A 12,951-nucleotide genomic window follows, 5' to 3' on the forward strand; every position below is an offset into this window, starting at 1 on the left:
CATAAGTTTGGTGATTTTGAGCCAACATTCTCATGAAACTAATGATCGATCGAACCCTCGATCGATTTATGAATGATTTGCGATCGCTATACTGCGTTGGGAGAATTATTGTCAGCAGTGGTGGATGAAGATAACCCGCAGCGCAATATTAGGGTTGTGACTGATGCGAGTGAGGAATGGACGACGGAAAAGGTGGAAGTGGTGGTGAAAAAAATGTAGTGCGAGCATCTTGCTGGCTGGCTTTTTTTGCCTAGTCGTTTTTGATGGACTTTTGGTTGAGGTAATCAGAACACATCTGTTTATCTTCTGCTGTCGCTTTCGGGTTGTTTTTGAGATAATCACTTATTGACTCGCAGCCTAATGCCATCAGTTTATCAAAATCCCAAGTCCACAGTTTGATGGTGTTGTCGGCGCTAGCAGAAGCCAAAGTCTTGCCATCGGCACTAAAAGTAACGCTATTGACCCGATCGCTATGTCCGGTGAGAGTCGCGAGAGGTTTTTGGGTTTGCAGGTTCCACAGTTTGATCGTCTTGTCATAGCTTGCAGAAGCCAATGTCTTGCGATCGGGACTAAATGCGACGCTATTAACCGAATTGCTATGCCCGGTGAGGGTAGCGATGGCTATTTGGGTTTGCAGGTGCAGGTTCCATAGTTTGATGGTGTTGTCAGCGCTAGCAGAAGCCAAAGTTAAGCCATCGGGACTAAAGGCGAGGCTATTGACCCGATCGCTATGCCCGGTGAGGGTTTTGATGTTTTTTTGGGTTTGCAGGTTCCACAGTTTGATGGTGTTGTCAGCGCTAGCAGAAGCCAAGGTTTTGCCATCTGGACTCCATGCGACGCTATTGACAAAACTGCTATGCCCGCTGAGGGTCGTGAGTTCTTTTTGAGTTTGCAAGTTCCACAGTTTGATGGTCTTGTCAGCGTTAGCAGCAGCCAATATCTTGCCATCGGGACTCCATGCGACGCTATTGACAAAACTGCTATGCCCGCTGAGGGTAGCGAGTTCTTTTTGGGTTTGTAGGTTCCACAGTTTGATGGTCTTGTCAGCGCTAGCAGAAGCCAAGGTCAAGCTATCTGGACTCCATGCGAGGTTATTGACTGCACTGCTATGTCCCCTGAGGGTTTTGATGTTTTTTTGAGTTTGCAGGTTCCACAGTTTGATGGTATTGTCAACGCTAGCAGAAGCCAAGGTCAAGCCATCTGGACTAAAAGCGATGCTAGTGACCTCATTCCTATGTCCAGTCAGGGTTTTGATGGGTTTTCCGGTTTGCAGGTTCCACAGTTTGATGGTGTTGTCAGCGCTAGCAGAAGCTAATGTCAAGCCATCTGGACTAATCGCAACGCTTCTGACCAAAAGGCTATGCCCAGTCAGGGTTTTGATGGGTTTTCCGGTTTGCAGGTTCCACAGTTTGATGGTGTTGTCACCGCTAGCAGAAGCCAAAGTCAAGCCATCGGGACTAAAGGCGACGCTCCAGACCGAACTGCTATACCCTTCCAAACTATTGCGCTCTTTTACTTGGGAAACTGCTTGTTGCAGCGCACCCATCACTTGTCCTTTGATGTCTTTTGTCGTGTTGGCTGAAGCATCTAGTTTTTTTAATGTTGTTCCGGCTTTCAATGCTTCCAGCAGTGCTTGAAATGTCTGTCCAGAAATAAATGATTGATTGGAAAAAGCACTTTCCTGGATGGTATTTGATAAATTATTAGCTTGAGTGACTTGCTTCCCGGCAAAAACAGTTGCCCCAGTTGAAATTAAAATAGCCGCCACAGCAAAAACAGAGGTTCCAATTGTAATTTTTCGTGCCTTTTGCTGTGCCTTGGTTAGGGTCTGATTCGCTTCAGTCAAAATTTGATTAGCTTGTCTCTGAGCTTCTAAATCTCGTTCAACTTCTCGTTTTTGTAATTCCCGACTGGCATTTAAAAACTGATAATCTAAATCGGTCAAACTTTTACCGGCCGCCCAAGTTTGAGCATCTTGCAAAGCCTGACCCCGTAACAGTCGCGATTCATCTTGGCAATCAGAATCTTCCCAAGCGTTAAAATTTTCGCTGTAGGGACGGAGATTAGCTAATTGTTTTTCTATCCAATCAGCATTAAAAACACATTTATAAATTTGGTTATAGACTTTAAGTTTACCAGATTGCTTAACTACCAAACCTGTTAAACGGAGTTCCATTTGTTCGGGACTATCATCAGCAACAATCTCATTCTCTTGCAAAATTTGCTGATATAGTCCCAGCAACCGACTAGCAAGTTTTTTGCTGTGTAAGATGCGATCTCGAATCGTCTTCAAATGCTCTGGTTCATCCTGCTCTTCCCAAATGTGAATCACCTTCTCTCCTACTATATTCGCTACCAAATTGGCATAAGTTTCAATATGCTCTGTATTGAGATTAACTCGAAGTAATTTACAAACTTTCTGCGTTAAAAATGGTTGTCCACCTGTCCAATATAATACGGCTTCTAGCAACGCCTGAGCATTTTCTGCTTGAGTTTCTAACCCAACTGCCAAAGGTTGTGCTTCTGATAATTGAAAACCCGTTAACTCAATAGCCCGCCCGATATTAAAGGGAGTGCGAAGGTAATTACTAATTAAATCGGAAGGTGTTGATACTCCAATCAAAGCAAAAGTTAGGCGGTTATATTCTGGTTGATCTGCACGCTGGTTAAAACAATCGCGAATAAGTGCAAAAAAGTCATCTATATCAAATGCTAAAGCCAAAACGCTATCAATTTCATCAACAAAAATTACGATATTTTTATCGATAAATTTCAGTAAGATCTCTCTAATAAAAATGCTGAAACGTTGGACAGGAGACAGCAATTCGTTACTTGTCCACCATTCGTAAGAATCAAAACGAGCGTACAATTCAAAACTATTTACCAGGGAGTCAATAATTCCAAAATACCACTCTTGAGGAGTAATATCTGACGTGCCAATTGACGTGATATCAACAGCAGCACAGGCAAATCCTTCTTGCTGCAATCTCGCCATTGTCTGCACTCGCAAGCTAGATTTCCCCATCTGTCGCGAGTTGAGGACGTAACAAAACTCTCCCGCCTTTAATCCTTCATAAAAATCTCGGTCAGCTTGTCTCCTAACATAAGTAGGCGCATCAATCGGTAAGCTACCACCAACTTGATATTCGTAATTTAGATCGGGTTTGTCATTCATTAACGAACTCCCAAAAATTAAATTATTTAAAAAAGTACGTTGTTGCGCTAAAGCGCCAGATTTAGCGCTTTAGCGCAACAACGTACAAATTAATGAACTCCCAAGCGGTCTTTAAAATATAGGCGGCAGAGATTGCACAGAGGAATCACATCATTACCTCGCAACTTCACTAAACCCCTACTGCGAAGTTTAAACGCTAGCTCGGCTTCTAATCGTACCGGAACCGAACTAGCAATTACTTGTTTCATTGCTGCTTCCAAATTTGGATCGGTAGTGAGATTAATTAAATGATGACGTAAATGATCGCCGTAAATTCCTTCTTCAGTCGGTGCACTTTGTAAAAATTCCTCTAAGGTTAAACAACCGCGAGCAATTTCATAAAGGGCTTTTCTTAACAAATAAGGATGCCCGTCTACCATTCCAATCAGTTGTTCTATCTGACTGGCAGACCAATTCAGTTGATGTTTTTGTACTAACTCTACAATTTGTTGATGGTTAAATTCTGGTAACTCAATTGATAAACCTACATTAAATGGCGACTGGTTGATGTTGAGGGGAATATAAACTTCTTTGGAATGGGAAATTACTAAACGCAGTTTTTTCCAAGCGGGTTCGTTTTTTCCTTTTTCATGCCACGCCCGCAGTAAACCAAAGAATTCCTGCGCTACTTGGGGATATTGAAAAACTCGATCGACTTCATCCAATCCTAACGTTAATGGTGTAGTAATTGTTGCTAACAGGTAGCGCTGAAAATAGTTGCCGCATTTTTGTTTGCTACCCATCCCTTGTTTCCAATAGTCTGCTACTCGATCTTCTAAATTTAGTTCATTAGTAATATCAACACAAAGCCATTGCAACAACTGATCGAGATTGCTAATAAAATTACCATCAGCAGATTGAAAGTTTAAATAGGCAGTTTGATGTTCCTGTTCTCTTGAATGGTGTAAAATGCGCTGTAATAAAGAAGTCTTCCCCATTTTACGGGGTGATTTCACTCGGATCAAAGCGCCAGGTTTAGCAATAGTTTGGTAGCAGTCTGATTCCAGGGGAGGACGATCGATATATAGGGGTGAATCTAAACTAACAGAACCTTCTGGGTTATCTAAATTGAGGAGAGGAACAGGTGGTGAGGGGAGCGACGATCCCACATTTGCCACCGCAGGCGACGACTCCTCAAGTATATGGCTAACGGGAGCATAATAAAAATCTGACTTCTTTTTCAGTACCGGAGTCAATTCTTCGGGAATACCTGCCATGCTGATACTGACACAGCCAAGCTTATAGGCAAATTCTATAGATTTCCCCGCGCCTAATGCGTCGTAAAAACCCACGGCGAATTCCCGTGCAGCATTATCTCCAACGGCTTTGTTCATACCAATAACATATGGTATATGACGTGCGATCGCATTTGCTTGCACTTCTGAATAACAGGCATTCAGCACGACGCATTCAACCTGATCCATAAATATTTCAAATAAGGCTGCTAAGGCTTGTACGCTTACCAACTTGATCAGCCCGGTTTCATCTTCTAAAGCTAAACCATCCTCTCCTGCACCATGCCCTGAGAAGTGAACGATCTGCGGATTATAATCTAATACTGCCCGCCGCATATTCGTGTGCGTTACTGCCCATTCTTGCTCCAGTTGGAACTTATCACGCTTTTTACAGCGTTGCAGGGCATCTGAAATTTCCTGAACCTCTTTACCTAAGCGCAGGGGCGTGGAGTTTTTGGGGTTCGCTGCTAAAAACAAGATCGTTTTTTTCTTTCTTGGGGAACTACTCATAAATCCGAATTTGACTAAAGGTGATTCGCTATTACTCCGTTTCCGCCCCAAGAATATCTAGTGAAGAGGACAAGGCTTTGATGCCGGCTTTTATATATCTTCGCTCGCGATCGCCCATACAAGATATTATTGTTTTTTCATGCCGATCTACTTACTAGATTAAGTTTACCAGCTCTACGGGAATATACTGTATCATGTCACGTAAATTAACCACAATTATTGTAGCGGCGGGTTCACGCGCGATCGGCAATATCAGCCATAACTCCCGTAAACCCGATTCGAGTGGGAACTTTTACCCTCGAAAATCTCCCAAAGCTTTCAACGCAAATTGCGGCAAAGCTAACATCCTCCGCCACCGCCAAGGTTCTTGATAAAGCCGATACAACCACTCTAAATGATTGTCGCAAAACCAAGCCGGCGCGCGGGTTTTTGTTCCAGCCCAAATATCAAAACTGCCGCCAACTCCCACCCAAATCGAATCAGGACAAAGGTGTCGGTGTTCGGCAATCCAAAATTCTTGGCGCGGCACTCCCAAGCCTACAAAAATCAGTTTGGGCTGCATTTTTTGGAGGCTTTCACGGAAGTCTTTCTCTTCATCTGCGGAAAGATAACCGTGTTGAGAAGCAATTGACAATCCGTTAACTTTTTGCTGCCAAGTTTCTGCCGCCGCAGCCGCCACTCCGGGGGAACCTCCAAAGAAAAAGAGTGGTTCTGAATCAGGCAATTTTCCGGCTTCTTGCAGCAGCGATTCTGCTAATTCAATCCCCGGATAGCGCTGCGCCGGTTTGCCGCGCATCCGCAAGTAAAGCACCACTCCCGAACCGTCGGGAATCACCAGTTCCGCTTTGCGGATTACATCTGCTAAAGCCGGATTTTGCTCGGCTTGCATCGCCATTTCAGCATTCAGCGTCACGACGTGACTTCCTAACCCTTGATGCAGGCGCTGCATCAGCCAACCTGCATAATCATCTAATATGTGGACTGGTAGTCCCAGCACTGAAAATTGCGGCTGCGATCGATCCATATTTTTTTCTTTGAGATTCCTACACACATAGTTATTTAAATTAGCTTAGATTGGCGATCGATGCTAGACTACTTTTGGAAGCAAAAAACCCGGTTTGTGCCACAAAGATTCTGTTAAGTCATCATTCCGTGGCCAATAAACCGGGTTTTTTGTACGCGGCGCGCAAGTCCATTAGAGTTAGCCTGCCAAGTGCGATCGAGAATTAGTGTTCAATTTTTTTGACTGAGCCGTCAGCGTACCATTCCATCGGTACTAGCTCAATTTTACCATTAATTTTCACTGTAGAGTAGACAATTTTTACGAAAGGAACGGTGTTGTTATTGTTGTTGTGGCTAGACATGGCAATCACCTTTTTGTGTTTGCAAAACTTGAGAAATAATCTGAACTCTGATATATTTAAAAGTCTATTCACCGCAATTCGGCTCGCATCAGGAAAAACAAGGAAAACGAAATGGCGATCGCAACAACTCAGCGACAAACGAGGTTAGATTATTACTACCAACAAATCAAAACCGTCATTCTCAAGCGTCAGAACCCAATTACGGGTTTGCTGCCGGCGAGTACCGCCGTTAACGCCCACGGCGACTACACCGATGCTTGGGTGCGCGACAACGTGTACAGCATTCTTGCAGTTTGGGGTTTGGGTTTAGCTTACCGCAAAATTGATGACGATCGCGGCAGAACATTTGAACTAGAACACGGCACAGTCAAACTGATGCGCGGCTTGCTGTTTGCGATGATGCAGCAATCGAGCAAAGTAGAAGATTTTAAAAATACTCAATCGCCGCTAGATGCCCTGCACGCTAAATATAATACTCAAACTGGAAGTATTGTTGTTGGTGATGACCAATGGGGACATTTACAGTTAGACGCTACATCTATATATTTGTTAATACTTGCTCAAATGACGGCTTCCGGGCTGCACGTAATTTTTACAATTGATGAAGTCAATTTCGTGCAAAATTTAGTTTACTACATCGGTAGAGCCTACCGCACGCCGGATTACGGAATTTGGGAAAGAGGCCATAAAATCAATCGCGGCAATGCAGAATTGAACGCCAGTTCAGTTGGCATGGCAAAAGCAGCACTGGAAGCAATAAATGGGTTGGATTTGTTCGGAATTAAAGGTTCTCAAGCCTCGGTAATTCACGTTTTGCCAGACGAAATTGCCAGAAATCGCATAACTTTGGAATCGCTTTTGCCTCGCGAATCTAGTTCAAAAGAAGTAGACGCCGCTTTATTGAGCGTGATTAGTTTTCCGGCTTTTGCTGTTGAAGACCGAGAATTAATAGAACGGACTCGAAATAAAATTATTGACAAATTGCAAGGAAAATACGGCTGCAAGCGGTTTCTGCGGGACGGACACCAAACAGTGTTGGAAGATGCCGATCGCCTGCACTACGAACCCACAGAATTAAGGCAGTTCGAGCACATTGAATGCGAGTGGCCGCTATTTTTCACTTATTTATTTTTGGACGGCATATTTCAGGGAAATCAAGCCCAAGTACAGGAGTACCAGCAGCGTTTGGAATCTCTAGCAGTCGATCGCTCTGGTTTGCCACTGCTACCAGAATTGTACTACGTCCCCGCCGAAAATATAGAAGCAGAAAAGTTAAATCCCAGCAGCCAGCAGCGCTTGCCAAATGAAAATATTCCCCTAGTTTGGGCGCAAAGTTTGTATTTTCTCGGTCAATTGCTAAATGAAGGATTAATCGCAGTTGGCGACATCGACCCGCTGGGAAGGCACCTATCAGTGGGCCAACACAGAGAACCTTTAGTGCAAATTGCACTGTTAGCTGAAGACGAAGATTTGCAAGCAGAATTAGCCGCTAACGGCATTGCCGCGCAAACCCCAAAACAGGTAGAACCTATTCAAGTCCGACAGACTAAAGAATTATCAGCTATTTACACGGAAATTGGACGCAACGACCCATTAGGTTTAACCGGGCGCCCCGTGCGCCGTCTGCGGAGTTTAACAACTTCTCGGGTGTTTAAAATTCGCGAAGAGGCGATCGTATTTCTCCCCTCATTTTTGGACAGACAAGAATTTTACCTAACTCTAGACTACCATTTCCTAGTATCTAAAATCAAAAGCGAAATAGCTCACATTCACCGCCACTGGTATCAATTGGGACGCCCCACGGTAACGCTGATGCTGACTCACACGATGCTGGAAACCGGCCGAGAAGCGTTGTTAGAATTAATGAAGGAATTCCGGGATGGACACTGTAACAACACGCCAGTTAAACTCGGAAATCTTAAGCAGTTAATGCTGACTGCTGGCACCGAAAGAATTGATTTCATGCACGATTTTGAATTTACCGAATCTCCGGTGACAGGTGCAGTAGAAACGCGCAGCTATCTAACTTACAATCCTGAAAAAACTTGGCCTTTGGGTCACACGCAAGAATTTAAATTAGAGTGCGAAACTAATACTCAATTCTTGCTAACTAGCCTGCGCGATTCAGAAAATTTGTACGAACAAATTGAGTTGCTGCACACGTTAGTTCGCCTCAAAGGATTAAATTTTGATACAGGATTTGGAGGTTCGGCAGAAACAGTACAAGTTGTGGATTTACTTAACGAAGTTTATACAAAAGCTGGAGAAAGTTCGCAATCAAAAATCCAATGGGCAGTCATCCGCCATGCCGCAGGTTTGCTGGACAAGGTTGATATCAGCTTGTCCGATGCGGTGACAGATATATTGGTGCGGCAAAAACAGATTGCTGTGGGGAAAGCCTACAGCGAAGATTCGATAATTTCGCGACCCGGTTCTTACACGGAAGTGATGGACAAAATTCGCCAATTCTGCGGAGAAGATATTCGCGATCGAGTTCTCACCCAAGAAATTCTAATTTACCTCAGTGTCCTAATTAAAGCAGAACCGCAATTATTTAAAGGTCTGCTGACACTGAGAGTTAGCTACTTTATTCTGCTGTTAACAAGCGAATTAGCCCGCGAATTGGCAGTGACCCAAAATGAAGCTTACGAACATTTAATGCAGCTAAGTCCCTTTGAAATCAAAAATCGCCTGCGCCAAGTGTTGACAGAATACGAGGAAATGAATCAAATCCTCAAACAGCAAGAATCCCTGCGCGTCAAACAGCAGGAAAAAGATATTGAATGGGTAGTAGCGCCAGTTTCCGAAGAACCGCAAATGCCTGCGGGAGGATGGCGGCGGAAGCGGCAAATGGAAGGTGCAGTCAATCGCGTACCGAAGGATTTTTATCCGAGTGTTTGGGGACTGCTGCGGCACTGCAAAGGCTTGATAATTGGCGACAAATTAGAGCGGCGCAATCGGTTAGATAGCCATATTATATTATCGGAAATGACGCCGGGAGAAAAGAATTTCGCGCTACAAATCGAGCATTTGTTGAATAAGATTGTCGCCCCGGAATACCGACAAGTCAATATTGAGGCGCTGATGGAGTTGGCGGCAATTGGCCAGCGCAACCCAGAATTGCAAGTAGAAGAATACATCGTTTTAGATGTATTAGTGGGTCACTCAGTGCGGCTGAATTGGCTGGGTAAACACCAGGAAAGAGCCGATAAATACGACGAAGACAAAGCGGCGGCTTGGCAAGCTTTTTACAATACTTCGCCTTACGTTTGCGCGAGTCACGTACTCGATGCTTTCCGATTTTTGACGAAGTTTGGATAGATTGAGCGGCAATTCCGGTTTGAGCTTTCAGCGGTAAGGTGTGCACTGCACACCTACATATAGAGGTTCTCCATAAGTCCTCTCTTCTCTTATATTCTCTCTCTTTTATTCCCCAGCTTTCTCTGCGCCCTATGCAGTTCATTAAAAGAAATTCTCATCAACTTAATTTTGAGCAATGATCCAAGCTGTTCTTGAGGAAAAAACCTGTGATTGACAACCAACCGATAACTATTAGTCTCTTTGCTGGAGCCTAAGGTTTAGATTTAGGTCTAGAAAAAGCAGGACTTCAGACAGTAAGTTTAGTAGAAATCGGCGTTGCTTAATCAGGGTATGAAAAAAATAAGTTGAAAATCCCCAAGCTTTGTGGATACTGGTTTCTATGACTTGCATATTTAGCCTTTCATACCGTAAATCCGAAAAGCCAGGATTATGCTCACGCCCTCTACAGCGAGCGATGGCTATGGGAAAGCAGCTCACGCCTACAAATCACGTCCTTACCCTGCTACACATCACCCGCACCGTGCTTTTGGTACGGTTAACACCAGCGATACTTCCCCCGACGCTCGCGCCGTGCAGAGTTTGCTCGGTAGGGTCATCATGGCGTTGACACAGCCTTTTCGGTTTCTAGGAATAGCTTTGTACGGTTTTCTTCACTGCCAATTACTGCTGATTCTTTCGCACTAATTAGGGCAAATACGACTAACTGGGTTGGGTTCTCCTGACTGTTGTTACTACTAAAAAATCGGCATCATAATAACTGTAAGCAACGAGCTTCAACCCAAACTTTCGTTATAAAGTTTTACCAATCTTTGAGGTGACAGATTATGTTGATGCGCTATTGGCAACCCTTCACGGAAATTGAAACCATCCGTCAGCAACTCGATAAAGTTTTTGACCAACTGGCAACAACGAGAGATAACTCAGAAGCCACTTGGATGCCCGCTCTGGAATTGGCTGATGCTGGGGACAACTTCGTATTAAAAGCGCAACTGCCTGGAATTGACCCCAAAGACGTTGACGTTCAAGTCACTCCGGAAGCAATTTCCATCTCTGGCGAGCGCCGCTACGAAAACACAGACGAGAAATCTGGCTACGTCCGCTCAGAATTCCGCTACGGCAAATTCCACCGGGTGCTTCCCTTGCCCGCACACATTCAAAACGACTCTGTGCAAGCTGAATGCAAAGATGGCATTCTAACGCTAACACTACCCAAAGTAACTGAAGCTCGCAATAAAGTCGTCAAGATTAACTTAGCCGAAATTGCTGGAGCTTCAACGAGTCCTGCTTTGGAACAGGCTAACCAATAACGATCGGCTGTGCTTAATCGAGTGAGGCAAATTTTCCTTTCATTGAGCCTGATTGGATTTACTTAACAACAACGGAACTGGAAAAGCTAATACCGGGAGCGACCATTGCTCTCGGTATTCTTTATTTGGGAAAGCCGAGCGAAAAGCTACCTACACGCGTCCTGAACCCGCAGTGAATTCAGTAACGCTTACAAGGCAGGCTTCCAGTAAATGCAGGGGAGAGCACGACGAGCAGAATACCCAATCGATCGCCCAGGGGCATTGAAATCCCTCAGTCCTCCGTTCCACCACTTGTGTGGCAAGTAAAGGCGCTGGGATGTCTATTGCTATGGTTGAGACTGGGGACGATCCGGGTCATGAAAGAGCCCGTCACACCTATGAAAAGGTGGGCTTCGAGCTATTCCCAGTCGCCAGATACTTCAAGAAGCTCTAACTGCAGATGTGTTGATTTCGCGATTCGCATTGTATCTTTCATAATGCGAGAGTTCTCTATGGGGCAATATTATGTCTGTCAGCTTTAACTGATGCTCTAAACCGCATCATGGAATGACTTCACCAAAACAGCCCTATCGCTTGGAGCGGACTGACGAAAGACGTTAGTGCATTGCGAAGGTCACTTGCAGCCACTCAAGCGTACTGTTAGATTTCTCTCTTGGCTCAATTAGTATTTGTTTAGGTAATGATACAACTCAAATACGATAAGAGCATGGAAGGTAATGATAGAGGAACATACGTGCACAGACTTACAACAACGGCAATGGATTTGTGATGTCGAAGATGTAAACCTGATACCGCAAGGAGCTTCATTTGTTAGCTTGTGGAAACAGTATACAAATGGCGTTGCTATTACGCTCTCTATTCACTCTGAGGACGGTCAGTTTGTGTTCTATCAAGATGTCGGTCATGCGGCCTCTGGAACAAAAAGAACTAATTGCGGTACATTTTCAACCGCAGATGCTGCGGTACATCAACTGATTCAAGAGTGCTATAGCTGGGATAATACGTGGGGTATGTAATAGCAAGCCGAAGGAAATAACGGCTTGTTACGCCATTAACATAGCAAGGGAGGGTGAGTTGTGAAGCAATCACCAATTTCATCTGAATTGATTTGGGCACCGATCGGTAAGACGATATATCCAGAACCTTATGCTTCCCTTGTTCAGGGACGACAAAAGCGAAAACTACGTGAGTATTTTGGGTTGACTCATTTTGGAGTTAATTTAACCCATCTCTTACCCGGTGCAGTTTCTGCTCTTACTCACAGCCACTCAAAGCAAGAAGAATTTATTTTGGTATTGTTCGGCAGTCCAACGCTGGTACTAGGCGAAGAGGAATTCGTTTTGCATCCGGGTGAGTGCTATGGATTTAAGGCAGGCATGGGTATCGCCCATCAACTAATTAATCGCTCTCTCTGAAAATGTAACCTATCTTGAGATTGGCGATCGCACTCTTGGAGATGAGGTCGAATTCCCAAATGACGATCTCAAAGCAACACAACTGCCGAATGGTGAATGGGCTTTAACGCACAAAGATGGTCGCGCTTATTAAGGTCACTGCCTAACAACCGCGCTGCACCAGAACGTTCCGCTCGCGCATTGCATCCTTCAACGATCGGGCGATCGCCCGCTCTTGTAGGTCGGGTTGAAGCATGAAACCCGACACTCATCATTGCTTCTCTAATTCAATCCTAGTGCGATCGCCTCTGGCGCTGCGCTCCGCGCAATCGCCCAATCGAGTCATGTTTGTCACGTTACCTACTGATTTACAAGCAAGGAGGTGACAGGCTCAACTCAACTTACAGCGAGGGGCGATCGCACTCGTTCCTGCTCTGCAAAGGCTGTGCGTCAAGCAAGCGGCAAAGCTGCATCGGAGCGGTGATTGTGACATTTAGGTTAATGCTGGATAAGATCTATATAGCAATCCTAAATCATTATCATGATTACGGTACAATTATATGCAATACTCGATCGTGACAATAAAAAAATGAATAACTTACAACT

General features: G+C 44.5%; 9 protein-coding genes. 5 read left to right on the plus strand and 4 right to left on the minus strand.

Features of this window, described 5'->3' with window-relative positions:
* Positions 1 to 250 precede the first annotated feature (250 nt).
* From E5S67_RS28925 to E5S67_RS28940, 4 genes are all read right to left on the minus strand, one after another.
* Positions 251 to 3,175 carry a WD40 domain-containing protein gene (locus E5S67_RS28925; protein WP_172192491.1) on the minus strand — a complete coding sequence of 975 codons (2,925 nt, stop codon included), beginning with the start codon at positions 3,173 to 3,175 and terminating at the stop codon, positions 251 to 253.
* Between the two features lie 89 nt (positions 3,176 to 3,264).
* Complete coding sequence (locus tag E5S67_RS28930; protein WP_172192493.1) at positions 3,265 to 4,959, minus strand: AAA-like domain-containing protein; 1,695 nt, start codon at positions 4,957 to 4,959, stop codon at positions 3,265 to 3,267.
* A 292-nt stretch (positions 4,960 to 5,251) separates the two neighbouring features.
* The gene (locus E5S67_RS28935; protein WP_172192495.1) at positions 5,252 to 5,983 is read right to left on the minus strand and encodes a WecB/TagA/CpsF family glycosyltransferase; all 732 of its coding nucleotides are present in this window, start codon (positions 5,981 to 5,983) and stop codon (positions 5,252 to 5,254) included.
* A gap of 202 nt (positions 5,984 to 6,185) precedes the next feature.
* On the minus strand, positions 6,186 to 6,323 hold the full coding sequence (locus E5S67_RS28940) for a hypothetical protein (RefSeq protein ID WP_172192497.1): 138 nt from the start codon (positions 6,321 to 6,323) through the stop codon (positions 6,186 to 6,188).
* 111 nt (positions 6,324 to 6,434) lie between these two features.
* On the opposite strand from E5S67_RS28940, the gene E5S67_RS28945 reads away from it, so the two are divergent.
* The 5 genes from E5S67_RS28945 (at position 6,435) to E5S67_RS34620 (ending at position 12,366) form a co-directional block, all read left to right on the plus strand.
* Positions 6,435 to 9,644, plus strand: a complete 3,210-nt coding sequence (locus E5S67_RS28945) for a glycoside hydrolase family 15 protein (RefSeq protein ID WP_172192499.1) — start codon at positions 6,435 to 6,437, stop codon at positions 9,642 to 9,644.
* A 429-nt stretch (positions 9,645 to 10,073) separates the two neighbouring features.
* On the plus strand, positions 10,074 to 10,328 hold the full coding sequence (locus E5S67_RS28950; RefSeq protein ID WP_172192501.1) for a hypothetical protein: 255 nt from the start codon (positions 10,074 to 10,076) through the stop codon (positions 10,326 to 10,328).
* Between the two features lie 140 nt (positions 10,329 to 10,468).
* Positions 10,469 to 10,951, plus strand: coding sequence for an Hsp20/alpha crystallin family protein (locus E5S67_RS28955; RefSeq protein ID WP_172192503.1), 483 nt, complete (start codon positions 10,469 to 10,471; stop codon positions 10,949 to 10,951).
* An 834-nt stretch (positions 10,952 to 11,785) separates the two neighbouring features.
* A complete protein-coding gene (locus tag E5S67_RS28960; RefSeq protein WP_216670783.1) occupies positions 11,786 to 11,926 on the plus strand; it encodes a hypothetical protein in 141 nt (46 codons plus the stop codon).
* A 101-nt stretch (positions 11,927 to 12,027) separates the two neighbouring features.
* Positions 12,028 to 12,366 (plus strand): cupin domain-containing protein, encoded by a 339-nt coding sequence (locus E5S67_RS34620; RefSeq protein ID WP_339382774.1) that lies wholly within the window; start codon positions 12,028 to 12,030, stop codon positions 12,364 to 12,366.
* The last annotated feature ends 585 nt before the right edge of the window (positions 12,367 to 12,951 follow it).

The sequence above is a fragment of the Microcoleus asticus IPMA8 genome, assembly GCF_013179805.1.
Lineage (GTDB): Bacteria > Cyanobacteriota > Cyanobacteriia > Cyanobacteriales > Microcoleaceae > Microcoleus > Microcoleus asticus.

Excerpts from the sequence above, each read along its gene's own strand:
- E5S67_RS28925 (WP_172192491.1), bottom strand. The coding sequence starts at position 3,175 with ATGAATGACAAACCCGATCTAAATTACGAATATCAAGTTGGTGGTAGC.
- E5S67_RS28930 (WP_172192493.1), bottom strand. The coding sequence starts at position 4,959 with ATGAGTAGTTCCCCAAGAAAGAAAAAAACGATCTTGTTTTTAGCAGCG.
- E5S67_RS28935 (WP_172192495.1), bottom strand. The coding sequence starts at position 5,983 with ATGGATCGATCGCAGCCGCAATTTTCAGTGCTGGGACTACCAGTCCAC.
- E5S67_RS28940 (WP_172192497.1), bottom strand. The coding sequence starts at position 6,323 with ATGTCTAGCCACAACAACAATAACAACACCGTTCCTTTCGTAAAAATT.
- E5S67_RS28945 (WP_172192499.1), top strand. The coding sequence starts at position 6,435 with ATGGCGATCGCAACAACTCAGCGACAAACGAGGTTAGATTATTACTAC.
- E5S67_RS28950 (WP_172192501.1), top strand. The coding sequence starts at position 10,074 with ATGCTCACGCCCTCTACAGCGAGCGATGGCTATGGGAAAGCAGCTCAC.
- E5S67_RS28955 (WP_172192503.1), top strand. The coding sequence starts at position 10,469 with ATGTTGATGCGCTATTGGCAACCCTTCACGGAAATTGAAACCATCCGT.
- E5S67_RS28960 (WP_216670783.1), top strand. The coding sequence starts at position 11,786 with ATGGCGTTGCTATTACGCTCTCTATTCACTCTGAGGACGGTCAGTTTG.